The organism is Campylobacter sp. 2352 PW, from assembly GCF_024723575.1.
In the GTDB taxonomy this organism is placed as follows: Bacteria; Campylobacterota; Campylobacteria; order Campylobacterales; family Campylobacteraceae; genus Campylobacter_D.
The window spans coordinates 105,820-132,007 of sequence record NZ_JANQCX010000004.1; the positions used below are offsets into that span (position 1 = coordinate 105,820).

General features: G+C 28.7%; 32 protein-coding genes and 1 pseudogene. 12 read left to right on the forward strand and 21 right to left on the reverse strand.

The genetic code is table 11. The annotated features are described in order from the left end of the window. Positions 1-113 precede the first annotated feature (113 nt). From CAMP5121_RS03435 to CAMP5121_RS03455, 5 genes are all read left to right on the forward strand, one after another. Positions 114-761, forward strand: a complete 648-nt coding sequence (locus CAMP5121_RS03435) for a LexA family transcriptional regulator (RefSeq protein ID WP_139452529.1) — start codon at positions 114-116, stop codon at positions 759-761. Between the two features lie 92 nt (positions 762-853). Further along, complete coding sequence (locus CAMP5121_RS03440; RefSeq protein ID WP_257905972.1) at positions 854-1,519, forward strand: hypothetical protein; 666 nt, start codon at positions 854-856, stop codon at positions 1,517-1,519. 163 nt (positions 1,520-1,682) lie between these two features. Beyond that, positions 1,683-1,877, forward strand: coding sequence for a hypothetical protein (locus CAMP5121_RS03445; RefSeq protein WP_337214790.1), 195 nt, complete (start codon positions 1,683-1,685; stop codon positions 1,875-1,877). After that, positions 1,870-3,384 carry a GspE/PulE family protein gene (locus CAMP5121_RS03450; RefSeq protein WP_337214791.1) on the forward strand — a complete coding sequence of 505 codons (1,515 nt, stop codon included), beginning with the start codon at positions 1,870-1,872 and terminating at the stop codon, positions 3,382-3,384. Before CAMP5121_RS03445 ends, CAMP5121_RS03450 begins: the two co-directional genes overlap by 8 nt. Further along, complete coding sequence (locus CAMP5121_RS03455; RefSeq protein ID WP_337214792.1) at positions 3,381-4,541, forward strand: type II secretion system F family protein; 1,161 nt, start codon at positions 3,381-3,383, stop codon at positions 4,539-4,541. Before CAMP5121_RS03450 ends, CAMP5121_RS03455 begins: the two co-directional genes overlap by 4 nt. On the opposite strand, the gene CAMP5121_RS03460 is transcribed toward CAMP5121_RS03455, so the two are convergent. From CAMP5121_RS03460 to CAMP5121_RS03510, 11 genes are read right to left on the reverse strand one after another with little or no spacing between them, the layout of a single operon-like run. Continuing rightward, positions 4,538-5,290 (reverse strand): TSUP family transporter, encoded by a 753-nt coding sequence (locus CAMP5121_RS03460; RefSeq protein ID WP_337214793.1) that lies wholly within the window; start codon positions 5,288-5,290, stop codon positions 4,538-4,540. The genes CAMP5121_RS03455 and CAMP5121_RS03460 overlap by 4 nt on opposite strands. Next, positions 5,275-6,024, reverse strand: coding sequence for a TIGR02757 family protein (locus CAMP5121_RS03465; protein WP_337214794.1), 750 nt, complete (start codon positions 6,022-6,024; stop codon positions 5,275-5,277). Before CAMP5121_RS03465 ends, CAMP5121_RS03460 begins: the two co-directional genes overlap by 16 nt. Continuing rightward, positions 6,024-7,853: a flagellar hook-associated protein FlgK gene (gene flgK / locus CAMP5121_RS03470; protein ID WP_263682762.1), complete on the reverse strand. Its 1,830-nt coding sequence runs from the start codon at positions 7,851-7,853 to the stop codon at positions 6,024-6,026. The genes CAMP5121_RS03465 and flgK overlap by 1 nt, the downstream gene beginning before the upstream one ends. A gap of 10 nt (positions 7,854-7,863) precedes the next feature. Next, on the reverse strand, positions 7,864-8,298 hold the full coding sequence (locus CAMP5121_RS03475) for a flagellar protein FlgN (RefSeq protein ID WP_263663826.1): 435 nt from the start codon (positions 8,296-8,298) through the stop codon (positions 7,864-7,866). Between the two features lie 42 nt (positions 8,299-8,340). Beyond that, on the reverse strand, positions 8,341-8,547 hold the full coding sequence (locus CAMP5121_RS03480) for a hypothetical protein (protein WP_012661139.1): 207 nt from the start codon (positions 8,545-8,547) through the stop codon (positions 8,341-8,343). A gap of 60 nt (positions 8,548-8,607) precedes the next feature. Further along, positions 8,608-8,973 carry a rod-binding protein gene (locus CAMP5121_RS03485; RefSeq protein ID WP_039617679.1) on the reverse strand — a complete coding sequence of 122 codons (366 nt, stop codon included), beginning with the start codon at positions 8,971-8,973 and terminating at the stop codon, positions 8,608-8,610. After that, positions 8,973-10,019: a flagellar basal body P-ring protein FlgI gene (locus tag CAMP5121_RS03490; RefSeq protein ID WP_039617681.1), complete on the reverse strand. Its 1,047-nt coding sequence runs from the start codon at positions 10,017-10,019 to the stop codon at positions 8,973-8,975. Before CAMP5121_RS03490 ends, CAMP5121_RS03485 begins: the two co-directional genes overlap by 1 nt. A gap of 57 nt (positions 10,020-10,076) precedes the next feature. After that, positions 10,077-10,733, reverse strand: a complete 657-nt coding sequence (locus CAMP5121_RS03495; RefSeq protein WP_337214795.1) for an RsmD family RNA methyltransferase — start codon at positions 10,731-10,733, stop codon at positions 10,077-10,079. After that, positions 10,726-11,121, reverse strand: coding sequence for a hypothetical protein (locus CAMP5121_RS03500; protein WP_263663828.1), 396 nt, complete (start codon positions 11,119-11,121; stop codon positions 10,726-10,728). Before CAMP5121_RS03500 ends, CAMP5121_RS03495 begins: the two co-directional genes overlap by 8 nt. Then, positions 11,105-11,809, reverse strand: coding sequence for a hypothetical protein (locus CAMP5121_RS03505; RefSeq protein WP_337214796.1), 705 nt, complete (start codon positions 11,807-11,809; stop codon positions 11,105-11,107). The genes CAMP5121_RS03500 and CAMP5121_RS03505 overlap by 17 nt, the downstream gene beginning before the upstream one ends. Before the next feature lie 10 nt (positions 11,810-11,819). Further along, positions 11,820-12,458 carry a DUF5644 domain-containing protein gene (locus tag CAMP5121_RS03510; RefSeq protein WP_257396275.1) on the reverse strand — a complete coding sequence of 213 codons (639 nt, stop codon included), beginning with the start codon at positions 12,456-12,458 and terminating at the stop codon, positions 11,820-11,822. Between the two features lie 97 nt (positions 12,459-12,555). On the opposite strand from CAMP5121_RS03510, the gene CAMP5121_RS03515 reads away from it, so the two are divergent. From CAMP5121_RS03515 to fldA, 5 genes are all read left to right on the forward strand, one after another. Next, the gene (locus CAMP5121_RS03515) at positions 12,556-13,377 is read left to right on the forward strand and encodes a thiamine-phosphate kinase (RefSeq protein ID WP_337214797.1); all 822 of its coding nucleotides are present in this window, start codon (positions 12,556-12,558) and stop codon (positions 13,375-13,377) included. Next, positions 13,346-14,479 carry a tRNA pseudouridine(13) synthase TruD gene (gene truD, locus CAMP5121_RS03520; protein ID WP_337214812.1) on the forward strand — a complete coding sequence of 378 codons (1,134 nt, stop codon included), beginning with the start codon at positions 13,346-13,348 and terminating at the stop codon, positions 14,477-14,479. The genes CAMP5121_RS03515 and truD overlap by 32 nt, the downstream gene beginning before the upstream one ends. A gap of 87 nt (positions 14,480-14,566) precedes the next feature. After that, positions 14,567-14,884 carry a DUF2325 domain-containing protein gene (locus CAMP5121_RS03525; protein ID WP_012661148.1) on the forward strand — a complete coding sequence of 106 codons (318 nt, stop codon included), beginning with the start codon at positions 14,567-14,569 and terminating at the stop codon, positions 14,882-14,884. Between the two features lie 3 nt (positions 14,885-14,887). Beyond that, a complete protein-coding gene (locus CAMP5121_RS03530) occupies positions 14,888-15,580 on the forward strand; it encodes a hypothetical protein (protein ID WP_263663831.1) in 693 nt (230 codons plus the stop codon). Next, complete coding sequence (fldA, locus tag CAMP5121_RS03535) at positions 15,581-16,072, forward strand: flavodoxin FldA (RefSeq protein ID WP_337214798.1); 492 nt, start codon at positions 15,581-15,583, stop codon at positions 16,070-16,072. A gap of 30 nt (positions 16,073-16,102) precedes the next feature. Here fldA and CAMP5121_RS08120 read toward each other — a convergent pair whose 3' ends face one another. From CAMP5121_RS08120 to gap, 10 genes and pseudogenes are all read right to left on the reverse strand, one after another. Beyond that, entirely contained in the window at positions 16,103-17,218 is a 1,116-nt protein-coding gene (locus CAMP5121_RS08120) for a methyl-accepting chemotaxis protein (protein WP_412174993.1), read from the reverse strand. Between the two features lie 231 nt (positions 17,219-17,449). Further along, positions 17,450-18,100: pseudogene (locus CAMP5121_RS08125) on the reverse strand (cache domain-containing protein); the annotation flags it as partial. 134 nt (positions 18,101-18,234) lie between these two features. After that, entirely contained in the window at positions 18,235-18,642 is a 408-nt protein-coding gene (locus CAMP5121_RS03545) for a pyridoxamine 5'-phosphate oxidase family protein (RefSeq protein WP_337214800.1), read from the reverse strand. Beyond that, on the reverse strand, positions 18,626-19,345 hold the full coding sequence (locus CAMP5121_RS03550) for an EI24 domain-containing protein (protein WP_337214801.1): 720 nt from the start codon (positions 19,343-19,345) through the stop codon (positions 18,626-18,628). The genes CAMP5121_RS03545 and CAMP5121_RS03550 overlap by 17 nt, the downstream gene beginning before the upstream one ends. After that, positions 19,342-20,034, reverse strand: coding sequence for a dUTPase (gene dut / locus CAMP5121_RS03555; protein WP_240390174.1), 693 nt, complete (start codon positions 20,032-20,034; stop codon positions 19,342-19,344). Before dut ends, CAMP5121_RS03550 begins: the two co-directional genes overlap by 4 nt. Before the next feature lie 13 nt (positions 20,035-20,047). Beyond that, positions 20,048-20,593: an ATP-binding protein gene (locus CAMP5121_RS03560; RefSeq protein WP_214098576.1), complete on the reverse strand. Its 546-nt coding sequence runs from the start codon at positions 20,591-20,593 to the stop codon at positions 20,048-20,050. A gap of 126 nt (positions 20,594-20,719) precedes the next feature. Next, positions 20,720-22,354: a hydrogenase small subunit gene (locus CAMP5121_RS03565; RefSeq protein ID WP_263682777.1), complete on the reverse strand. Its 1,635-nt coding sequence runs from the start codon at positions 22,352-22,354 to the stop codon at positions 20,720-20,722. Positions 22,355-22,357: 3 nt separating this feature from the next. After that, the gene (locus CAMP5121_RS03570) at positions 22,358-23,038 is read right to left on the reverse strand and encodes a triose-phosphate isomerase (RefSeq protein ID WP_263702471.1); all 681 of its coding nucleotides are present in this window, start codon (positions 23,036-23,038) and stop codon (positions 22,358-22,360) included. Continuing rightward, entirely contained in the window at positions 23,035-24,237 is a 1,203-nt protein-coding gene (locus tag CAMP5121_RS03575; protein ID WP_263702470.1) for a phosphoglycerate kinase, read from the reverse strand. The genes CAMP5121_RS03570 and CAMP5121_RS03575 overlap by 4 nt, the downstream gene beginning before the upstream one ends. Position 24,238: 1 nt before the next feature. Beyond that, positions 24,239-25,234, reverse strand: coding sequence for a type I glyceraldehyde-3-phosphate dehydrogenase (gene gap, locus CAMP5121_RS03580; protein ID WP_337214802.1), 996 nt, complete (start codon positions 25,232-25,234; stop codon positions 24,239-24,241). 59 nt (positions 25,235-25,293) lie between these two features. Here gap and nadD point away from each other — a divergent pair, with 59 nt between their 5' ends. After that, entirely contained in the window at positions 25,294-25,839 is a 546-nt protein-coding gene (gene nadD / locus CAMP5121_RS03585; RefSeq protein ID WP_263678587.1) for a nicotinate (nicotinamide) nucleotide adenylyltransferase, read from the forward strand. A gap of 13 nt (positions 25,840-25,852) precedes the next feature. Further along, positions 25,853-26,182, forward strand: coding sequence for a ribosome silencing factor (gene rsfS, locus CAMP5121_RS03590; RefSeq protein WP_012661160.1), 330 nt, complete (start codon positions 25,853-25,855; stop codon positions 26,180-26,182). Positions 26,183-26,188 lie beyond the last annotated feature (6 nt).

Consider the following 26,188-nt stretch of genomic DNA (forward strand, 5'->3'; position numbering starts at 1 on the left):
TTTTTGATTGTGATAAAATTTCAATTTTAATTGAAGTATTATACTATTAAAAGTTAGTATAAGTCAAGAAAAAAACTAATTTTTAATAGTATTTTTATCGAGGTTGTAATTTTATGGAAGTTTCAAATATACTACAAAAAATGTTCGAAGCAATAGGTGTTAAAAATAAAAATCAACTAGCAAAGTATCTAAATATAGAAAATAGCTTTATAGCTGGCTGGGAGAAGAGAGGTAAAATTCCTGAAAAATATATTTATAAAATTTCTCAAGATAGCAATTTACCATATGAATATTTTTTAAATAATACTAATAAAAATGAGTATAATACTAACAAATGCAACCAAAGTGCCACTTTTTACTCTATACCAAAACTTAATATTTCAGCTTCTGCTGGTGGTGGCAATGAATTAATAGGATTAGAAGAATATGAAACTGGTGAAATGCTAGAGCTTAGTAAAGCTTTTTTTAAAACAACACCAAAGAATTTAAAAGCTATTAAAGTTGATGGATATTCTATGGTCCCGATGCTTCTACCTGATAGCTGGGTAGTATTTGAAGAAACACATGAGTATCAAGGAGATGGATTATATATTTTAAATTTTGATAATCAACTTATGGTCAAGCTTTTGCAATTAAATCCAATAAGTAAAATTTTGGATATTATTAGTGTTAATAAGGATTACAAAAGCTACAGCATAGACCTAAAAGACTCACAAATTGAGTTAATTATACAAGGCAAGGTTCTGCGTTCTATTATATAGTTTAAGGATTTAAAATGAATGTTGTATTATTAATATTAATAATTATTTTTATTATTCTTTTATGTAATTATTTATATAGAAGAATAAAAGGAATGCCAGATAAATCACTGAAAGAAACTTGGAGTGATCTTAAACTTGAATGGTGTAAATACAAGCAAGAAAGTAAAGAAGATTGGGATAAGTATAAGCAAAAATGTAAAAAAATTGATGAAGAATATAGACAAAAAACACAAACAATAAATGAGGAATTTGCAAAGAAAAAAGAGCAAAAAGACTTAGTAAAAATAGAAGACTCTTATAAAGAAATATATGAAGAATATAAAAACTTTTCTATAGATGAACGAGGCAAATTTTTACATAATTTGCTTTTAAACGATCAAGATGAATATGTAGAAGTGTTAAGATTTATTCAAATCGCAGAAGAAAGCGTTGATATAGCTTTAAAATCAAAAAATAAAGATGTTGCAGAAAGCAGAAGAAAACTTGCATTAGAAATGGAACAAAAAATACAAGAAAGACATCCTAAAGCTTATGGTTTAATTGCTGGTATCATTCAGTTTTTAAAAGATAATTATGATGTAAGTCTTTTTGAAAATCAATGTATTAAGTATTATGAAGACGCTAAGAAACTAAAAACCATTAAATCTAGGCAAAAAAGAATTGATTGTATAAATGATTTAATAAAAGAAGCTGAAATAAATCCTAAAATTGATAAAAAAATTATTGATTTTTGGAAAAATAAAGTAAAAGAAATATAATAATTACATTTTAAGTTTAAGCTTTGTGGAAAATTAAAATTACACCAAAAAGTGTATTTTTATTTTTCTAAGGTGTATTTTTATTTTTCCGCCGACAAGTTTTGAGCAAAATGTATTCTATGAAAAATTTATTAATCACCCAAGTTATGAAAATGCTTTAAATTTGGCTAAATATTTTTATCAAATAAAAGATTATCAAAAGGCCGTTTTTTGGGCTATTGAGGCAAATGAATTTGAGTTGTTGGAAAAAGAAGCATGGTTAGTTTTTATCAATGCTAAATTAAAACTTGGAAAGTATGAAGATGCTTTAAGAGCTAAAGAAGAGTATGAAAAACTTTTAGGAAATTATTTTGAATGATGCAAAAACAATAAAAGCTTTAAATGAACTTTCTTTGCAAGAATTGGCTTTAGAGTATAAATTGGAAATTTTAGACTTAAATCAAACTCTTAAAATAGAAAAATATCTTCATGTTTTGCCTTTTTCTTTAATAGAACAATATAATATTTTTTGTTTTTATGAAGATGATGAAAATATTCATATAGCTTCTTTAAAACCTTTAGATGAGAGTATTTTAGAAAAAATACAAAATTTATACCGCTTAAAGGTTATTAAAATTTTTCTTTGCGATGTTACACAATTTAAATTCTTGCTAGAAAGGATTAAATTTTTAATTTGCTTTCAAAACTATCTTGATAAATTAGAGCTTAATTTAAAAAGTGATGAAAATAAAGATGAGTTTTTATTAGAGCAGTTTTTGAATTTAATTTTAACTTATGCTTGTTTTTTAAGAGCAAGTGATATTCACTTGGAGCCTTTGGAAAATGAAGTTTTGATAAGATTTAGAATAGATGGAGAATTAAAATATATCCATAGTCTTGATGTGGATTCTTATCAGGCTTTATTAATGCATATAAAAATCATTGCCTTGCTTAATGTAGCCGAACAAAGACAAGCTCAAGATGGGAGTTTTTCTAAGATAATCTTAGAGCAAAAGTATGACTTTAGAATTTCAATTATGCCTTTGTTATTTGGGCAAAGTGTGGTGGTTAGGATTTTAAAACAAGATGAGCATGTTTTAAAACTTGATAGACTTTTTATTAAAGAAGAAAATTTAATCTATTTGAAAAAATACATGAACGCACCTTATGGTTTGATTTTATTTTGCGGGCCAACGGGGAGTGGTAAAAGCACTTTTATGCATGCTATTTTAAACGAGCTTGATCAAAATAAAAAAATCATTACTCTAGAAGATCCTATAGAATATAAACTTAAACATGCTCAGCAAATTTTGTTAAATTCTAAAACTGGTTTTGATTTTCACAAAGCTTTAAGAGCGGTTTTAAGGCAAGATCCTGATGTGATTATGGTGGGTGAAATCAGAGATGAGGAGAGTTTGGATATAGTTTTAAAAGCTTCTTTAAGTGGACATTTAGTTTTAAGCACCTTGCATACTAATGGTGCTATAGAAGCTATTTTTAGAATGAAACACATGGGTGCAAAAGAGTATTTAATAACTTATGCGCTTAATTTGATCATAGCCCAACGTTTGGTAAGAAAATTATGTGAATGTAAAGTAGCTAGCGATGAAAAATTTCATTTTCAAAATCAAGTTTTTGAAGGAAAATTTTATAAGGCAAAGGGTTGTGTTAAGTGTATGTATAGTGGATATAAAGGGCGCTTAATGGTGGCTGAGTTTTTATATTTAGACCATAATTTAAAAAGTATGATAGAAAATAATGCAAATTATGAAAATATTTTAACATATGCTTTAAAAAAAGGCTTTTTAACTTTAGGTATGGATGCTTTGGAAAAAGTTAAGCTTGGTTTAACAAGTGTAGATGAGCTAAGAAAGATTGGTTTTTGAAAAAATTTATTATTTCTTATATCTTAAAACAAGAGCAAAAGCAATGTGTAATTAAAGCCAAAAATCTATATGAAGCCAGAAATCTTGCACAAAAATCATTTGAAAATATAATTAGTGTTGAAGAATACTTTGGGACAATAAAACATAAAATTAAAGAAGAAGAGCTTATTTTTATCCTTAAAGATTTAAGTATGATTTTAAAAGCAGGATTAAGCTTACAAGAAGCTATTTTAGAATTTGCAAGATCAAATCATGATGTGCATATAGCTAAAATATTTAGTGTGATTTATAATAAACTCAAAAATGGAAGCTCTTATAATGAAGCTTTTAGAGGTGTTTTAAATTCTAGAGAATGTGCTGTTTTAAAAATTTGTGACGGTAAGGAGGATTTATATAAGGCTTTTGAGATTATCATTAATCTAAAAGAGAAAAACCTTCATAGTTTTAAGCAGTTTAAAAAGTCTATAACTTATCCACTTTTTGTTTTTACATGTATTATTTTAGCTTTTTTTGTACTGATGATTTTGGTTTTGCCTGAATTTAAAACTTTATTTTTGCAACTTGAACTAGATTTGCCAAAAATCACTCAAATTCTTTTTGTTTTAGGAGATTTTTTTAAACATTTTTATGTATTTATTTTATTAGGTATAGGATTTTTTATAATGCTTGCTTACTCTTTTAGAAAGTCTTTGTTTTTTCATAAAATTCTTTTTTATTCTCCCATTTTTGGAAAGATAATATTTTATCAAGATAAATTTTATTTTTTCTTGATTTTTTCTTATTTATTGAAAGCAGGGGTGGATATAAAAAGAGCTTTTGAGCTTGCTTGTGAAGGTATAGAAAATCAATTTTTTAAAAACAAAATGTTTATTATAAAGACTTCATTTGAATCAGGACTTGATTTAGATCAAGCTTTTTTCAAAATAAAGCTTTTTGAATCTTTTGCGATAAGAATGTTAAATTTAGCTTTAAAAAGTTCTAAACTAGATGAGAGTACTTATGAGCTTGCTTTATTTTATGAACATAAAAAAGAAAATTACACTCAAAGACTTTTAAGTGTCTTAGAGCCTTTGATGACAATTTTTATGGCGAGTTTGATTTTAGTTTTAGCCTTGGGTGTATTTTTACCTATGTGGCAAATTAGTCAAGGAATTTAAACAAGATAATCATAAGCAACCTTAGCTATAGTTAAAGCAACCATAGTTAAAAAGAGTTTTTTGATAAAAGTTCCTTGTGTTTTTAAGACTAGTTTTGAGCCTACAAAGGCACCTAAGACTTGGCCTATACCCATTAAAATACCAACTTTCCAAAGTACTTCATAAGAGTATAAAAACACTCCTAAAGCCACTACATTGCTAGTGAAATTTAAGATTTTAGTATTAATGCTTGCATTTTTCATACTAAAACCAAGAAATATTACACAAGCAAAAATCCAAAAAGACCCAGTTCCAGGCCCTAAAAAGCCATCATAAAAGCCAAGCAATAAACCAAAAGTGACTTGAAAGCTTGTGGCGCTCATTTTTGCTTCATTATGAACATTTCCTAAATTAGGTTTAAAAATAGTATAAAGAAAAACTGAAGCTAGGCATATTAGCACAATGATTTTAACAGCGTTTTGATCTATTAGTAAAACTGCATAAGTACCAATAACAGCTCCAATTGCGGTAAATAAAATACCTAAAGCAATTTTTTCTATGTTCATATGTTTTCTATAAGATAAAACCGCAGTAAGTGAGCCAAAAGTGCTTTGAAGTTTATTGGTAGCTAGGGCTAAATGAGGAGGGATCCCGCAAGCAAATAAAGCAGGTATAGTAATAAGTCCACCACCACCTACAATCGCATCAACACAGCCTGCAAAAGCAGCAACAAAAAATAAAATCACATAATAAGTTAATTCAAGCTCCATAAGCTTTCCTTGTTTTGTCCGATTCTATATAGAGCAAAATCATATTTTATAGGATCTTGTGGATCAAATTTTTTAAGACTTTGAGTAAGCTCTAAAACACTTTTAAAATCATAAATCTTACGCTTTAAAAGCTTAAGTTTTAATGAAACTTTATGAGTATGGGTATCTAAGGGTATAAGTAAATCTTTTTTATCGATATTTTTAAACAAACCCAAATCAAGCTCATCTTTTCTTACCATCCACCTAAGATACATATTGTATCTTTTTAAAGGACCTTTTGGAGTTTTAAATTCTTTTGAAAAGAAAAACTCATAGCCATAGCTTTTATAAGGATTAAGCTTATAAATTGTTTCTATAAAAGCTTTTATTGCATGTGTGATGTTTTGCTCTTTTTGATAAGTTTTAGTGAAAATATTTTCTATACTATCTTCATTTTTTAAGCGTTTAAGTGTGATAAAAATTTGAGCTATGTCTTGAGAGTTTTGAAAGCGGTATTTTAGATCTTTGCATTCTTTTTTAATAATCTCATCATTTCTTTCAAATAAAGAAAAATCAAGTTTTTTTAAAAAATTTACAATATTTTTAGCATTTCCATAGGCAAATAAAGCGCAAAGCAAGGCTATATTTTCATCTTTATAAACACTTGCAATTTGTAAAGGATCAGGATAAGAGAAAAGCTCTTTTTGAGTATTTTTGCTTAAAATAGCCTCATCTAAAAGAGCTTTAATTTGCATTAAGATTTTAAACCAAGTAAGGTTTCAAGCATTTGATCAACAGTAGTTACGATTTTAGCTGCAGCGCCATAACTTGCTTGATATTGTATAAGCGCTGCTAATTCTTCGTTAGTATTTACGCCACTTTTTGATTGATATTCTGCATAGGCTGTATTAAATACCGTCATATTAGTTGCATGCGCAAAACCATTGCTTTCAGCATCTGAAGCAATTTGACCTGTAAATTTTCTATAATATCCATCTAAAGACATAGTATCAACTGTACCATCTTTATTATAAAAATTTACTTTTTGATTTTGAAGTTGCAACATAGCATTGGCTACATCATTGTTTCCATCAACTCCATTTGAGCTTGCTTTTAAGCTATTTGGATCATTTCTAATGCTTGAATTTACATTGATATTGCTTGCATCTTGACCATTAAAAAATGAAGATACATTTAAAGCCCCTGGGAAATTTGTACCATTGTCTTTAAAAGCTATTTTATAACCCTTTTTTAAGCCATTGATTTGGAAATTTCCACTATCACTTTGTCCATCATAATGATAAAAGGCTTGAAAATAATCATTTAAATCATTACCACTAACACCATCTTTGTTATCATCAATATCCGCATTGATTTGCTTAACAACATCTTCTATGGTGGTATTAACATCAATTTTTATAGTTCTAGTAGCTACTGCATTACCTTTTTCATCATAAATTGTGATGTCAAAGCTTCCTGCTTGGATATTTTTATCATAACTCATTAAAGAAGTATCAGGTTTTAAACCTTTTAAATCATCCGAATTTACTTTATCAGTTGCTGCTTGAGCATAGACATTATTAGTTTGAGTTATAAGTGTTTTTGTAAAGGTATTGAGCATATCTTTATACTCTTGCAATTTTCCATCGCTGTAAGTATCGTGATTGCCATCATAGTTTCTACCTCTAAGGTCAAGCTGAGCTCCAAGTTGTCCACCTGAAATTTTACTAGTTAAATCATAGCGGTTTTCATCATTTACTTCATAATAAATTTGATAAAATCCATTAGGATTATTATCATCTAATTTTAAAGGATGAAAGCTAGAGCCATTGACTATGCTAAAACCTTGAATACTTAAATCATAATATCTTCCAGAATCAGTCATAGTAGATTCTAGGGTACTATCTTGAGAGCTTTTTCCTTTCCAGGCTACTGCATCAACTAATTTTGAAAGTCTAAGTTCAAGTTCATCTCTTCTATCTCTTAATTGATTAGCATTATCAGTTGGTAAAACTTCTTCGTTTTCAAGTTGTTTGTTGATATTTGCAATTTCTTGACCAATATTATTGATCTCATCTACAGTTTGTCTGATTTGCTCGTTGACAGTTTGTTGCATTTTGCTAAGATCTTGTAGGGTTTTTTGTATGTTTTGAGTTAATGTATTTGCGCTATTAACAAGATCTATTTTACTTGCTCCATCACTTGGATTAGAAGCAAAATTATTCCATGCATCATAATAATTTTTATAATCTTGTAAAATACCAGTTCCTTGCATATCAGGAAATCTTTGGCTTGCTTCTTGTAAAATTTGTCCTAAATAATTTGTATAATTTTGTTGAGTAGTGGCATTTTTTAACTCATAATAAGAGTGCTCATCGTGCAATCGTTTTATGGTATCAATTTGTGTACCTGTTCCTAAGTGTAAACCACCTCTATCAAGAGACATACCTGAGCTTTGCACAGCTCTTTGTCTTGTGTAAAATACTGCGTCTGCATTGGCAATATTATTGCCTGTTGTGTTAATTTGAAGCTCAGCAGCTCTTATGCCACTAACTCCGGTATATAAGCTATCAAAAATTCCCATGACTTAGCCTTTAAACATTAATCTTAAATAATGAATCTGGAATTGTTTTATTGTCTCCATAAGCATTATTTGTTCCATTTTGTTCAAACATTGCATTTAAAAGATTGTCGTAAAAATTTTTAATAATAAGAGCTAGTTTGGCATATTCTTTATTTTTTTGGTGTAAGGTGTTTAAATTTTGCTTTAAAAGAGCAAGTTTTTCTTTATCTTCGTCATCCAAAAGCTCATCTAAGCCTTTATTGTTTCCTTGGTTACTAAGTTCTACCAAAGCCTTGTCAAGATTTTTTTTAGCAATTTGGAAGTCATTTACAAGTTTAGTTTTATCTTCAACACTTTTACTTACATGTTTATGATTAGCAGCTTGAATTTGTGCTATATCTTCTAAAGTAAGATTGATGAGTTTTTCTAAAATAGAATTTGTTTCATCTAAATATTGTTTAACCATTTTTTATCCTTTCTTAGGCACCAACCCAAAAAAGGATAAAAATTATAATAAAGAATCTGCTATTGCTTTAGAAGTGGCTTGTAGATTGATTTTATACTCGCCATTTTTAATTTGAGAAGCAATTAAAGATGCTTTACTTTCTTCTGCCTTTTGAGTTTCTTTTGCCTTGTTGTTTTCTTTGTTTTCTGTTTTATTTATATCATTAGTAGCAACCTGAGCTACATAACTTTGATGTATAGGGTTTATCATTTTAAGCCTCCAGTTCTATTGAAAAACTCTAAGAACTATATCGACACTTAAAAAAATAACTTAACCCCTTTCTTTTAAATAATCAAATAATAATTTTGAAAAACCTAACCCCCCGCTTAATGCTTTACTCATAGTATCATTATACATAGATGAATAAATTTCATCACTTGCATCTTTTCCAAATAAAGAATTTTCTTGTTTTAAAGAAATATCCAAAACACTTTTGATTAAAAAAGCTTCAAAAGCATCAGTTTGTTCTTTTAAAGCTTTATCTTCATCATTTAATGCTTGTATATGAGTTAAATCATTTTTAAAAGCACTATCTGCATAGTTTTTAGCAGCCTTGTAGCTATTGTTGTGTTTAGTAATACTTTCATAAAGTTCGCTACTATAGTTTTTGCTCGCTAAATAATTATCAACTCTCATCATATCACCTCTAATTCAGCACTAATTGCACCAGCTCTTTTTAAATTTTGCATAATAGCTATGATATCATTTGGCGCTGCTCCAAGTTTATTTAGCATTCTAGCTATGTTTGCTACTGTTGTTTTATTGTTTGTGATTTTTAAAGTATTAGATACTGGATCTAAAATACCACCATCTTTCATATCGATTTCATTTTGTCCTAAAGCTACGGTATTGTTTGGATCTATTTTTATAGTGATATCTTTATGAGTAATTAATATAGGTTCAACTTCTATATTTACTCCCGCTACTATAGTTCCTGTTCTTTCATCGATGATCACTTTACTTTCTGGAGTATAAGCTATATCTTGTTCTAATACTCTTGCCATAAATTCAACATGAGAAAATTCTTCAGGTTTTGTTAATTTTATAGTTCTAGAATCTAAAGCTTTTGCTATATCTGTATCAAAAATAGTATTTAAAACTCTTTCTATATTGTTAGCCGTTTTAAAATCTGCTTCTTTTAAACTTAAAATCAAATCTTCACTTTGGCTAAAGTTTTGTGGAATTTCTCTTTCTACGACTGCACCATTAATAACATTTGCTGAGGTTGAGTGTGTTCCTGCTGCACCTGGTCTTGGGCTAAGTCCACCTATAGCTAAAGAGCCTTGAGCTACTGCATAAATTTCTCCATCAACCCCTTTTAGAGCTGTCATAAGTAAGGTTCCACCTTGTAAAGATTTGGCATCACCTAAAGAAGCTACGCTTACATCAAGCTTATCCCCACTTCTTGCAAAAGCAGGAAGTTTTGCTGTAACCATTACTGCTGCTGTATTTTTTGATTTTATATCACCTGGGCTAACTTTTACATTCATACCCTGAAGCATATTTGAAATAGATTGTAGAGTAAATTCGCTACTTGTACCATCTCCGCTTCCATTTAAACCAACAACCAAACCATATCCTATAAGTTGGTTATCTCTAACACCTACTACATTGGTAAGTTCTTTAATAGTAGCTGCAAAAACGCTTAGACTTAGCACCAAGCTTAAAAATAATATTCTCATCGATTCTTCCTTTAATCTATGCTATTTTCATAAATTAAAGCAAAAAAGGTTCCAAATTTATATAAAGGAGTAAAAACTTAGAGTGGTTGAACCGAATTTTTTTTCTTTTGTTTTTTCGTAATTTTGTATTTTAGCTGGAGTTTTAAAAGTACTGTGATGTTCTATGATGATGATTTTAACATTTGAATTTTTTATATTTTCTATCAACTTTAAAGTTTTTTCGTAAATATCAAAAAAACCTTCTCTAATATCAAAGGGTGGATCAAGATATAAAATAATATCTTCTTTGGAATTTTGAATAATTTGAGGGGTTTTTTTAAAAGTATCATCATTAAAGCAAATGGTATTTTGATCAATATTGGAAGCATTTTTTAAAGCAATTTCATAAGCTTTTTTATCTTTTTCTATAGCATAACTTTTTAAGCAGCCATTACTTCTTGCCTCTAATGCCATTAAAGCACTTCCTCCAAAGGCCTCTATGAAAACCTTATCTTGTAAAGAAAAACGCAAAACATTAAAAACACAAGATTTTACTATGCTTTTGGTGCTTCTTGTGGTATCTAGACTAGGAAGTAAAATTTTTTTACTTTTATAGATTCCACTTTCTATGGTGGTGTAAATTTTTTGAGTTTGTTTTTTTGAGTTTGTTTTTTTATCTTCTTTGTAATTTTTTAAAAAATCTTTTACGCTTTGATATTCTTGTATTTTATGCATTATTATTTTCTTCTTTGATAAGATTTTTTAATTCTGTTTTGTAAAGATCAAATATCGCATCGATTTTTTCATGACTTTCTTGACGTAATTGCTCTAAAATGGCTTCACATTTTTGATTCATAAGTTTTTTTTCACGCATGGCTATTTTATAAGCAATACTTTGCAAACTTGCATTGAAATCATTTAAAGCATTAAGTAATTCCTCTATATTAAAAGGATGAGATAAAAAATTTGATTTTTTATTGATGATAAATTGTGGTTTTTGCGTGTTAACTTTTTCATCGCAGACTAAAAAATCACAATCTTTTTTTAAAACTAAAAAATCCCTCAAAGCGATTTCTAAAGTTTTTTCTAAAATTAAATCCTTACATTCAAGAGCGATTTTCATTGATTAAACTCACTTTTAATTTGTGTTTTTTTAAAGTGTATGGTACTATACCTAGAGCTAAATTTGCAAGCTCTGCAAAAGTTAAAATATAAAAATCTTCAAAATTTCTATTTGAAATAGCTTGTAATTCTTTATAACATTTATCAAACATATAAAAAGAATAAAAATCCTCAATTACTAAAAAATCACAACCATTATCATAAGCATCTAATACAACAGAAGCTGCACATTTGTATGCTAATTGGGTGTTTAAATTTAAAAAACTATAGCCACAACTTTTGTATTTTCTTTCAAAATCTATTACATTTGCTTTAAGCACTTTGGCAAGCTCTAAAGAGCAGCTTGCGTCTGAAAATCCTTGATATACACCTATATTAAATTTTTCAAAAAAATGCTTAATGTGTTCTTGTTTAAGATGATCTAAAAAAATCTTTGGAGCATATTGGATTTTTTCAATTTTACTCATAATTTCATAAGAGCTACATTCGCAAGCTAAAATATTATCCTCATCCATCATTCTAGAATATTCATCTAAGATATCTTTTGGATCATAATCAATAATAAAATAATTTTTACCCAAAGGCTTTTCGCATAATGTGCTTTGAACTCCAACTTTATCTAAAGCATCTTTGATAATATCAAAATAACAAAATAAATCATTATTGCTATTGGTGTAGATTTTATACATTACTCATTCCTTAAAAAATACTTCTTGCAAGGCCTGATTTTACAAGCATAACTTTTAATTCTTTAATATAAGATTCATAATCAAGCTCATTTGAAGAAATAAAATTTTTAAATTTTGTGTGATAATAAATTCCTTTTTCTTCATCTGCGACTAATTTTAAAAATTGGGGTGCTTTTTCTGGGTATTTAAGTAGCATTTTATAAGCAAATACAAAAAAGCTATCGCCAAGATATTCAGGTAAAAATTCCCTAACTTCACTTGTGTAATATAAAAAATCATATTGTTTATAAAGTTCTATATCGTGTATATCAATAAGTCCTTTAAAAAGTTCGAGCTTTTCTAAAAAATCACTTTTATCCATGATTAAATCTTTGGTTGCTCTTTTGGTATCAAGTGGTTCTATGGTAAGTTCTTTGCCAAATCTTTCTATGATATTATTTAAATCTCTTCTTTGTCTGATTGTAACTTGATTGACTTTAATGCAACTTTCTGGATTTTCTTCAAAATCAAAATATATGTCATCTTTTTTAATTTGACTTAAAACATCATAAACACTTTTAAAATTTTTACTATCATAAACATAAGGTTTATAATAAGCTAAATAATCACTATCTTTATCAAAACGAAAAATTCTTAAAGTTATTTGCATATTTTATCCTTGGTATTATTTTTCATTATATACATTTTAAACTTATAAAAATTTGATTATTATATAAAATTAAAAGCTTTTTGTATAAAATATTCACATGGATAAAGAAAAATTTATTATCAACGCCTTTGCTAATTCTATCAATGGAGACGATGGGGCAATAATCGATGGATATTGTTATTCTAAAGATTTATTTTGTGAAGACGTGCATTTTAAGCGCTCTTGGATGAGTTTAGAACAAATTGGAGCAAAGGCTATGCTTGTTAATATTTCTGATGCAATTGCTATGAATGCTACACCAAAATACGCTCTTTTAGGACTTTCTTTACCAAAATGTTTAGAAATGAAACAAGTTAAAGCCTTGCAAAAAGGCTTGCTAGATAGTGCAAAAGAATTTGGAGTACAAATTATAGGCGGAGATACCATAGCGGATAATAAAATCAATATTAGTATAACTATTATTTCTAAGGTAAATAAAAGGGCTATTTTTAGAAAAGGTTTGAAAAAAGGAGATTTGCTTGCTTTTAGTGGGAAATTAGGTGAGAGTTTAAAAGGTTTAAATATATTATTTCGCGGTGGAAAATTGCATTCTAAACATCGTTTTATAAAACCTAGTTTGAGACAAAAATTTTTTTATGATATAGCAAAAAAAGTTAGAGTAAGTATGGATATTTCAGATGGTTTAAATAAAGACTTATCAAGAATATTGTTTCAAAATCAACTTAATATAAAATTTTTTAAAAAATTAGATAAATTTAGCTTAAATAGTGCAGAAGAATATGAAATTTTATTTGCTTTTGATAAAAAACATAAAGCATTTATACAAAATATGGCAAAAAAGCATAGAATTAAACTGAATATTTTTGCAAAAACAACAACAGGAAGGTATAAATTTTATGGAAGAGAACATCATTTTTAAGCCCTTATATACTTTAAAACACAGCCCAATAAATGTGTATTTTTCAAAAAATAGTAATGATTTTGTAGTAAGAGAAAAGTCTTTGTATGAATTTAGTGGTAAAGGTGAACATTTAATTTTACATATACAAAAAAAAGATCTAAGCACTAGCGAGGCTTTGAGAATTTTAAGTGAGCAAAGCGGTGTTAAAATGAGAGATTTTGGTTATAGTGGTTTAAAAGATAAACAAGGCTTAACTTTTCAATATATTTCTATGCCTAAAAAATTTGAAGAGAGTCTAAAAAATTTTAAACATGATAAGATGAAAATTTTAGAAAGTTTTTATCATGATAATAAACTTAGAATAGGGCATTTAAAAGGAAATTCATTTTTTATAAGATTAAAAAAAGTTTCAAAAGTAGATGCTTTAAAAATAGAACAAGCTTTTAAAAATATCCAAGAACAAGGCTTTGCTAATTATTTTGGATATCAGCGTTTTGGCAAATTTCAAGATAATTTTTCACAAGGACTAGAAATTTTAAAAGGCAAAAAAATCAAAAATAAAAAAATGCAAGAATTTTTAATTTCTGCTTTTCAAAGCGAGCTTTTTAATAGATATTTGAGCAAAAGGGTGGAATTGTCACATTTTATTAATGAATTTAGTGAAAAAGAAATAAAACAAATTTATGGTTTAGAAAAAGAAGAAATCAAAAGTTTAAAAAATCAAAAGCAGTTTTTTAAACTTTTAAAGGGCGAAGTTTTAGGACATTATCCTTTTGGTAAATGTTTTATATGTGAAGATTTGTCAAGTGAAGTAGAAAGATTCAATCAAAAAGATATTAGCGCGATGGGTCTTTTAATAGGCTCTAAAGCTTATGAAGCAAACGAAGGTTTAGCTAAAAAATTAGAAAATGAGATTTTTTCTTTTGCATATGAGTTTAAAAATAAAATGCAAGGTTCAAGGCGCTTTATGTGGTCTTATTTGCAAGATTGCAAAGGTTATTATGATGAAGAAAAATCTCATTTTACTTTGGAGTTTTTCTTGCAAAAAGGCTCGTATGCCACAGTGATTTTAGAAGAAATTTTACACACAGATATCTTTGAACAAACTCATAATATATAATTTAAAAAATTGATATTGAGTATCAGTAAAAATTTATCTTTTATAAATTATAATAACAATTATCATTTTTATAAAAAGGAAAACTCAATGTCAGTTTTGGTTATCGGAGCGGATGAAATAACCCCAATAAAAGCAGTTTTGACAAACCTAGGTGCAAAAAGCATAGAGCATTGGGATGCTAGAAATGAAAATAGGGTAAATAGAAAACCCATTCCACAAAATACTGAATGTATAGTTATGCTTACTAGTTTTTTAAATCATAATACTATGAAAAAAATCAAAACAGAGGCAAAAAAACGCAATATACCTTTAGTTTGTGCTAAACGCAGTGTAAGTTGCGTGTATTGTGAATATTGTAAGGTTTTTGGACTTGATCAAACCTATGAGTGCGCAAAGAAGGCTTAGTGTATGTTTGGATTTAATGAAAAAGAGGATTTTATACCTAAAATATTTAGAGATTTAGAACAAAAAAGTATTAATCATATTTTTTTAAATTTATATAATTCTTTAGTTGAAGATGATCTAAAAATACCTTATATCTATGCAAAAAAAGCTGACTGTTTAAGAAATATTTTTGAGTTAAAAATTCAAAATATGAGCATAGAAAGGACTTTGAGATTTAGCAAAATAAAACAATTTTGTCCATATTCTCATAAAATCATCAAAGCTTATAAAGAAGGAAATTTAAATCAAATACAACTTGAAGCAAAGATGCCAAAATATACTTTAGCTAAATTAATACAAAATGTGTTCTTATCACCTAGTTTTACTTTGCCTTTACAAGTTGCTTTTGAGGCTTTTGTATATGATAAAATTTGCAAAAGCAATACCAAATCCAAAGTAAAGATTTATAAAAATATCATTATCATTAATGAAAAAATGGCAGTCATGCCTTTATTTTGTAAAGATAGTGATAAAGATATAGAGCTTGCTTTGCAATTTATAAAAGAAAATTCTTTTGAAAGATTTTATATTGTGTATCCAAGAAATAAAAATTTCACTCAACATGAAGAAATAAGACATTTTTTATGCGAAAATAATAAAACTTTGCTAAAATTAGTTCCCTATACTATTAATAATCAAATTTTAAGGAGATGTTAAATGTCAATAGCAGTAATTTATGGTAGTTCAATGGGTAATACCGAAGGTGCGGCAAACATGATCGCTCAAAAATTAGGAATTTCAGATGTGTTAAATATCGCAGATATTGATGCAGAGAAAATTAATTTTTATGATAAATTAATTTGTGGAACTTCTACTTGGGGAAGTGGTGATTTTCAAGATGATTGGGATGGTTTTGATTTTTCAGCTTTAAATCTTAGTGGTAAAACTGTTGCAGTTTTTGGTATGGGAGATAGTGAAAGCTATTCGGACACATATTGCAGTGCTATGGGAAAACTTGCTCAAGCTTTAAAAGCAGCGGGTGCAAATTTGGTAGGTGCTGTTTCTACGGGTGGTTATACTTTTGAATCAAGTGAAGCCGTAGAAGGTGATAAGTTTGTAGGACTAGCATTAGATAATGATAATCATGAGGATTTAACAGAAAGTAGAATTGATGCTTGGTTAGAGCAAATTAAACCTTCTTTTTCTTAAAAATTAGATGCCTAAAAGGCATCTTTATGTTTAAAATTTTCTTTTTTTAGTTTCACTTAGCATATCTTGTGCTAAAGAATCTACTTCATTTGCAATAGCATTAGTCTGCATAGCTGTTTGAGAGTTTTGTTGTGTGAGTTTTTCTATGGTAGCTACTGATTCATTGATTTGACTAATATCATCTGCTTCTTCTTTTATGGCTTCACCCATATCATTTATTGACTGGGCTAAGATATTAGTATTAGCTTCAATCTCACCTAAAGACTTTTGAGTTCTTTCAGCTAGATTTCTAACTTCATCAGCAACAACAGCAAAGCCACGTCCATGTTCACCAGCACGTGCAGCTTCAATAGCTGCATTTAATGCAAGTAGGTTAATTTGATCTGCAATATCTGAAATTACTGTAGTTACATTTTTGATATCATTGCTTTGTTTTACTACATCTTGTGTTTTAATGGAAATTTCACTCATAGCCGAGTTCATTTGCTCTAAAGCTCTTGCGCTTTCTTGCAGTGATGAGGTTTGATGTGTAGCATCATTTGTAAGTTCTTGCATGCTTTGTTTGAGTGCTTCGGCCTTTTGGTTGAGTAATTCTCCTTGGTGAAGTGATTGTGTAAGCATGTTTTTTATTTCATCTCCAAGAGAATTTATGGCCTTTTCAATATCGCCTTTTGGTGCATTAATAGTTGCTGTGAAATCTAAGCGTTTGTAGCTATCAAATACAGCTAAAATTTCGTTTAAATTACTGCCAATTTTTCTTTGTAAAGTTGTAAGCATACTATTTAACACTTTCATTAATTCTTGAATTTGAGGGTTGTTAGCATGAGAGCTAATATGCAAATCAAGCTCACCTGTTTCTATTTTTTTAGCAATATTGACAGATTCTTCAATGGCTTTTGCATCTTTGTTTAGAGCTTCTTTAATGATCTCAATGTTTTCATTAATTTCTTCTGCCATTTTTCCAAATTCATCTTGAGTTTTAAGCTTAATAGGATGAGAGTGAGAATCTTTGTGGTTTAAATAATTAAAGAAATTATGTAATCCTGATGAAATGATCGCAATTGGTTTAAGATTGTAAGAAATAATCATTCTAATAAAAATCAAAGTGAAAAAAATAGCAATCAAGGAAATAATAATTTGTTCCATTAGTGTTTGTTTAGCTGCATCATTGTAAAAATCATAATCAGCTATAGAACAGATAACATATTTTGGATTAATTCCACCATTACAAATTAAAGCTCTAGTTTCATTTTCTTTTGTTTGAATTTTAAAAATATCTTTTGAAAGACTTCTATTTGCACCTTCTGGTGTTTTAAGATAATATGCAACAATATCTTTACTTGTATTGGTTGAGGTTAAAATTTTAGAAGGATCAGTGTGAAAAAGATAGGTTCCATCATGGGCTAAAACAGCAGCATGCGAATAAGGTGTTTTGCCTATAGCTAAAACTTCTTCTGAGAATTTTTTTAAATCATAATCAGCAGCAACTACACCTATAACTTCACCATTTTCTATAATAGGATTGGCATAAGAAATAGTAGGTTTTTTCATGCTAGAAGATATGTATGGTTCTGTGACAATTAACTCTTTTTTTTCTTTGGCTTCTTTATACCATCCTCTAGTTCTAGGATCATAACCACTTTCTGGAGTTTGGTTGTTGCCATTTGATCTAAACATAGAGCCATCTTCAAATCCTACATAAGTTAAGTCAAAACCTAAAGAATCTCCTATGGATTTTAACAAGCTAGTGTATTGTTTTGAATTAAGATTATGCTTATTTTCTTTGATATATTTTGTTAAAGAATTAATTATATTACGTCTATCACTTGCATATAAATCAAATCTTTTGCTTACATCAAAAGCAACTTTTTGTTGAAATTGAACTAACAAAGTATGGCTATTAGATTTTGATTTAATATAATTAAAAACACCTAAAACACATAATAAAACTATAACAAAAATACAAACCAAAAAGGCAATTTTGTTGGAAAAATTACTTAGTAAATATTTTTTGATAGATGAGAACATTTTTTTCTCCTTGAAAAGTTAAAAATTTAAAGTTTTACTACTATGGTAAATTATATGATTTTATTAAAAAAATATTTAAAAATTTATAAATAATATTAGGTTTTATTAAAAATACAATATATTTTAAAAGTATTTTAAAGAGAAAATTCTAATTTTTTGGAAAGTAAAATTTTATTATCAGTGTATTTTGCCCATTGTATATTTAAAGCGAAAATACAAGCTTGTGCAAGTTTTGCAAAGGGAAATTTTTTATAGTATATTCTTTCTTGCTCTTTGGTGGCTTTTTGAAAAAGAGCTTTGATCTGCACTCCTTTAATAAGATTAATAACATCTGTATCTAGCGCTATATTAACTGCTACTTTAGGGGATTTATAGGCAAGTTGAATATGTTTAGTATGTTCTTCGCTAGCAAAAATTAAAGCTAAATTTTTATCATCAAAAGCATAATAACAGCTTGCGCAATATACTCCACCATCCTCATCAAGCATACTTAAATTTAAAAGTTTTTGTGAATGGATAAATTTTTTAATTCTTTCGTCCATTATTATTGGCTTTAAGTTTTAAAATTTTTTGATAACTTAAGTGGGTTAAGAAGATTATATAAAATACTTGTAAAAATAAACCAAGCAAAGGTATGCTTGATAAAGCAAAAAAGACTAAAGTGATAATTTTAAAGTATAATGGTGATGAATTTTTATGAAAATCATCAAAATTGTTTTTATCTAAGACATTGCTTAATACATCTAGCAATAAAAGTTTGTGAAATAAATAATAAAATACTCCATAATAAATCACAATGCTAACAAAAGGTATAATTAACAAGAAAGTAGCTACTACAAATAATACACATGAGATGAGTAAAAATTTGAATGTTTTAAGTAAAATTTCTAAAGAATTTACTTCTTTTTGCATAGAATAGTTGTAGTATTTTTGGTTGATTTTTTTGACTATATAAGGAGTTAAAAAGGAAATTATAAACATAGTAAAAAATACAGAGGCAAATACTACTATAAAAAATCCTCCTATAGCGCTTAAAAATGCAAGTGAAAATTGCACTATAGAAAAACTAAAAAACCAAGCCATAAAAGAGCCACTGACTACATCTTCAATATAAGAAAAAAATATATCATAACTATAATACACTAGCAGGGCAAAAATAACTAGGCTGATTAAAAAAGGCAAAGTTGAGAATTTTAAAAAAGGCTTGCTAAGAAAATCTTGCAAGCTTAGGTATAGTATATTCATTTAATTTGCTTATAAGCATCTTGAAGTTTTTGATAGATTTCTTTATAATCTAGTGTTTCTTTTAAAATTTGATTTAAAACTTCGTTATCTTCTGTGCCATTCCAAGTTTTTTTATAAGTGCCTTCTTTGTAGCCGTTTTCTTGTCTGAATTGATTTAATATATTTTTTCCAATATAGGTTTTATAAAGCTCAAAGAAATTTAAACCACATTTTCTAGCTAAAACAAAATATGCACTCAAAAGTTCACCTAAATCATAATCAAAACCACTGCATTTGTGGATAATAAGCTCAATATCATTTAAAATTCCATAGATATCTGCTTCATTTGGATTAGAAGTTTCTTTGCAAAAGTCATCAAAAAAAGTTACAGAAGAAACTTCCTCTGCTATGAAATTTTTATCATCTATTTGTTTTTCTTTGTATTCTTCTAAAATCAAACTTAAAATAAAATGCCATATATCCACTATTTCAATGCGCACATTGTCCCAGTTTGCAGGAGTGTGTATGCTTTTCCAATGTTTCCAAGCAAAAGAATCAATAAGCTCAGCACACTCCATATAAATACATCTTCTAAAACTAATCAATTTACCTTCTTTCGTATAGCCATTTTCCCATCCTATACCATTGGTATCATCATTTAGTTTTTGCTGGAGTTCTAGCATGCTTTTTAAAATATCTTTTACTTCCATGTTATTTCCTTTTTTAAGCATAAAATCCAAATTCTTTATTGTCTTCTTCTTTTTGTTCTTTTTGTTTGTTGTATTGTTCCCAAATTTCTTCTAGTAATTTAGTGCTATCTTGGAAGATTTGCTTTTTAATATCTTCAAGATCAGTTTTATTTATTTCTTTGTTTAAACTCTTATCCATGGTATTAAATAACTCATGTAAAGTAGCCTTTTTATGTTCTTCATTTTTTGGTTCAGGTAAGGCATCGCCAATTTTCATTGCAGTGGTAATGAGCTCTTTTGGTTTTAAGGTTCCTACTCTTGAGTTTTTCATAAACTCATCGATTTGAGGTTGTACTTTGGCTACTGCTTCTTTTATTTCTTCAATTTCTTCTTGTGAAAGTTTAGTTCCACTATATGAAAATGAAAAACCAAATTGATTTCTTAAACTCAAAGATGCTGAATTTCCATCTTTATCTAATTTTGCTTCTTTTTTATCATACATAGAAAAAGAAAGATGATTGCCATTTTTTGTTTTAATATCCATAGAAAAATTTTGAGAATTGTAGCTAGAAATTTGCATAGCTTTTCCTTTCAAGTAAAGATAAGGTTATATCGTCAAAATAACCAAATCTTGAATAAATTTGCAAAGTTTTGCACTTTGCAAATTTCAAATATTTAGGGAGATAAATATTTTAGCATTAAGTCTTTAAATGCTCGTTAAATCCCAAAATAATTTTAATAATTTTTCGTTTTTTGCACATATTAAAATTTGCTCTTTGTTATGTGTCTTTTTGCATGCTTTTAGAGCTTGTTTTAAATGTTCTTTTAAAGAAAAAATCAATCCAAAAGCAATACCTTCTCTATCTAAGCCGCCTAGAATATAAATTAAAGGCATGCGCATTGATTTAGAAACATCAAGTTTTGCTTGTTCATTAATTGTGATTTTAAAATCAAATTTGCTAGGATGTTTAAACTTATAAGCTAAAGCAAGATCTAAAAACTCATCTAAATGATTTAATTTTTTTCCACTAATAAATGGATATATAAAATAAAATAAGTCTAAGATATTATTGCTAGTTTTGCTTTCATCATCGTAATTTTCTTGTATAAAATCATAATATGTTTTAAATTGCTCTTGGTAATTTTGCACTAAAGTCATAGTCATTTTGGTTTTTGCAAAATTATTTAAGAAAACTTTAGGATTAGCTTCAAAACTAAAATCTAAAAAATTAATCTTTATATCATTTAGATAAAAAATCCCACTAGTATCACTTTCTAAATCTAGTAAAATATTATTTGAATTAAGCTCATTGATAGAACTATTATGGACTATTTTATCATCTAATATAATAGAAAAATCATTATAAGCAAATTCATTACTCATAGGTTTTTCATAAAAACCAAAATCATCCCAAAAATTTTCTTCACTACAAGCAATGCATCCATGTCCTGCAGCTACTGGCCAAGAGGTTTTGGAGTTAAATTTAACCTTAGGACAATTATTATAAGCATAAGGTCCTTTGCAACCTACTTTAAAAAGACAATAGCCTTGTTTTATATTTTCATCATCAAAACTTTGAGCAAAATTTCCTGCTTCAAATTTAGCTTTTCTTTCGCATAAATCATGTAAGCATTTACCATAAAAGGCTAAAGGTCTATTTTGCTCATCTAAAGCCATATCTTGCTCAAATAATATATAAAAACAAAGTGCTGCGATGATATTTACATCACTTGGGGGACAACCTGGTATATTGATTACTTTTTCTTCTAAGACTTTAGAAATTCCTATGCTTTTGGTAGGATTTGGATGTGCAGCTTGAATTCCTCCATAGCTTGAGCAAGTTCCCATAGCAAAGATTGTTTTAGCATTTTTAGCACATTTTTGTAAAATTTCATATCCATTTTCACCATGTGCTCCTATGGTTAGATAAAAAGGATCTATAGCACAAACTCCACCTTCAACAGCTAAAAGAAAATCTTTTTTTTCTAAAACTTCCTCTAAATGTGATTCTGCTTGATGTCCGCTAGCACTCATAAAGGTTTCATGATACTCTAAGGAAATAAAATCAAAAATTAAATCCAAAAAATCTGGCAATGAAGTTCTAAGTAAGCTCTCGCTACACCCTGTGCATTCACTTAAATGAAGCCATATGAGACTAGGTGGGGTGTGAAGTTGAAAATATCTATGCGCCAAAGGGCTAAATTCATTTGGTAAGCCTAAAATTTTAATGATAGAATTTACAGCCTCTAATGAGATATTTTTTTCTTCTTTGTGTGAGTTTTCTAATAGAGTGATTTTATGCTCTAATATGCTTTTTAATTCTTCATTGCCCAAAGACATTTTTTAACCTTTAGCTATTTGTATCATATTTAAAAAATCATTTGCATTTAATGCAGCTGAACCTATCAATACTCCATCGCAATTTTTTAAAGCGCAAATTTCTTTAATATTGCTTTGATTAACACTTCCGCCATATAAAAGCTTAGCATTGGTAAATTCTCTTAAGAAATTAAGTATAGTGTTGATATCATCAAGATTAGCACTAACTCCTGTGCCTATAGAATAAATAGGCTCATAAGCTATGATAAGTTTTTTATAAGATAAATCAATATTTTCAATTTGTTTTTTTAAAAAATCCAAGCTTTTGTTGGCATTTTTAGTTTCTAAACTTTCGCCTATACAATAAATGATATTAAAATCAAGATTTTTTGCAAAGTCAAATTTAGCCTTTAAAAAGCTTTCATCTTCCTTTAAAGCTCTTCTTTCAGAATGGCCTATTAAAACGCTTTTGATGTTAAATTCTTCTAAGTGAATTTTACCTATTTCTCCAGTATATGCTCCATTTTCGCAAGGGTAGAAATTCTGCGCGCCTTGTTGAAATGAAAAATTGTCTTTTAAGAAAGCTATGCTAGGAGGGAAGATGAAAATTTCATCTTCTTTGTTTAAGTTTTGGTTTAATTTTTGAGCGTAAAGTTCAAAGCTTGATCTTGTATGATTACACTTTAAATTTGCTGCAAAAATCATTCATTATCCTTTATAGTCAAAGGTTTTACACCAGGAAGTTCTTTTCCTTCTATAAGCTCTAATGATGCTCCACCACCGGTTGAAATGAAAGTCATCTCATCAGCATCACCTGCTCTTGCTACAACATCAGCAGTATCACCACCACCTATTACAGTTGTTGCATGAGATTCGCTAATATAATGGCTCATTTTAATACTGCCTTTTGAGAATTTATCGATTTCAAAAACCCCCATAGGTCCATTCCACCATATAGTTTGAGCATCAGAAAGTGCTTCTTTAAACAACCTTACACTAGCAGGACCTATATCAAGCCCCATCCAACCCGCAGGAATTTCTTGCACAGGAGTGTATTTCATTACTGCTTCTTGAGAGCAAGTTTGTGCTGCTGTAACATCCACAGGAAGATAAATTTTCACCCCTAGATTTTTACCTTTGAGCAAGATTTTATTTGCTTCTTCAATTAAATCTTCTTCTAAGAGAGAATTTCCTATATCATAACCTTGAGCTTTTAAGAAAGTAAAGGCCATACCTCCACCTATGATGAGCTTATCTACTTTTGGAAGTAAGTTAGTCAAAGCTTGCAATTTCCCACTTACTTTAGAACCACCTACTACAGCTACAAAAGGACGCGCAGGGTGCTTGATAAGGTTGCTTGCAAATTCTATTTCTTTTTGGAGTAAAAATCCCGCACCTTTGTTTGCATTATCAAAGTATTTTGTAATAGCTTCAACACTAGCATGGGCTCTATGGCAAACCCCAAAAGCATCATTAATATAAACATCAGCCATAGAAGCAAGTTCTTTGGCTAAGTTTTCATCATTCTTAGTTTCACCCTTTTCAAAACGTAAATTTTCTAAAAGCAAAATTTCACTTGATTTTAATTCGCTAGCTTTTTTCTTTGCATCTTCACCTATAACATCTTTAGCCATAATGACTTCTTTAGACATTAAGCGTGCAAGTCTTTTTGCAACCGGCTCTAAAGAGTATTTTGAAGCTATTTCTTTTGGACGTCCTAAATGTGAAGCTAAAATAACTGCACAGCCATTGTCTAAACAATATCTTATAGTAGGGATAGCCGAGCGAATACGACGATCATCAGTGATATTTAAAAACTCATCTTGAGGAACATTAAAATCACATCTAATAAATACTTTTTTCTTTACAAGATCAATATCTTTAATCGATAAAATACTACTCATCTTAAGCCTTTGCTATAAATACTGCCATATCTACCAAACGAGAAGAATATCCCCATTCATTATCATACCAAGCAACCACTTTAACAAAATCATCACAAATTACTTGAGTTAAATCGCTTGCTACAATCGCACCATAAGAGCAAGTTATAAAATCACTTGAAACTCTTTCTTCATCATCTACTAATAATATACCTTTTAAATTGCTAGCAGCTGCTTTTCTAAAGGCTTCGTTGATTTCTTCTTTACTTACTTTTTTCTTTAAAGTTGCAGTTAAATCCACAGTTGATACATCAGCTACAGGTACACGCATACTTTGACCGTGTAATTTTCCATCAAGCTCAGGCATAACAAGCTTCATAGCTTTTGCTGCACCAGTTGAGGTAGGAATGATATTTTGCGCAGCAGCACGTGATCTTCTTTTATCTCTTGCTTTTGCATCAATAATGCTTTGTCCGTTTGTGTAGGCATGTATAGTAGTCATTAAGCCTTTTTCTATGCCAAAATTATCTTGTAAAACTCTACAAATTGGACCTAAGCAGTTAGTAGTACAACTTGCATTTGAGATGATGTTTTCGCCTTTATATTCGTGAGCATTTACCCCTAAAACATAAGTTGGAGTTTTATCTTTTGCAGGTGCACTCATGATAACTTTTTGCACCCCATGATCTAAAAATCCTTGACATTTTTCCATAGTTAAGTGTGCGCCAGTACACTCTAAAACAATTTGTGCACCATATTTTGCAAAGTCTAAATCCGCTACATTTCTGCTTTTTAAAACTTTTATTTTTTTATTATCAATTATTAAATCATCACCATCATTTTCAACACTACCATCGTATACCCCATGAACGGTGTCATATTTAAAAAGATATTTAGTAAGCTCTATATCAGTAGTATCATTAATCGCTACAAGTTCGATATCATCGCGCTTCATAATAATTCTTGCAACACATCTTCCAATGCGTCCAAAACCATTTATTGCAACTTTTACAGCCATTTTCATTTCCTTTTTATGATTAAGTAGGTAAAATTCTACTAAAAAAAGGTTAAATTTTAATGAAAATCGCACTTTTTGGTGGCAGTTTTGATCCACCCCATTTAGGGCATAATGCTATAGTCTTTAATGCACTAGCAAATTTAGAGCTTGATAAACTCATTATTATGCCAACTTTTATTAGCCCCTTTAAGCAAGAATTTACCGCAAATGAGCAAAGACGCTTAAAATGGTGTGAAATGATTTGGGGAGGTTTGGAAAAAGTTGAAATTTGTGATTTTGAAATAAAAAAACAAAGGCCTGTGCCTAGTATAGAAAGTGTTGATTTTTTGCATAAGCAATATGAAATTTCTAAATTTTATCTTATTTTGGGAGCTGATCATTTACAAAGTCTTGAAAAATGGCATGAATTTGAAAGATTGCAAAATTTGGTAGAATTTGTTGTAGCTAAAAGAGATGGTATTTTTATACCAAAACATTTTAAAACTTTAGATACTAAAGTAAATATCTCTTCTTCTTTTATAAGAGAAACCTTGCAAACATCGCAAGTTTGTGAGCAAATCAAAGAAGAAGTTAAGCTTTATTATTCTAAATTTAAAAATATTTAACAAAAGGAAAATAATGCAAGAAAGAATTAATAATATAGTACAGATTTTAGATGATAAAAAAGCAGATTTAATAGAAACTTTTGATATGCAAGATAAAGATTATTTTGTTAAATTTGTAGTGATTGCTACTACTATGGGGGAAAGACATGCGCTTTCTTTGATTGATGATTTAAAAACCAATCTTAAAAGTAAGGGTGAAGAGTTTTTAAATATAGAAAGTAGCGAAGAATGGACTGTGCTTGATTTAGGTGATATTTTAATTCATTTAATGAGTGAAACTTATAGAGCAAAATATAATATAGAAGAATTTTTAAAAAGTCTAAATAAAGAAAATCAAAACTAGGATTAA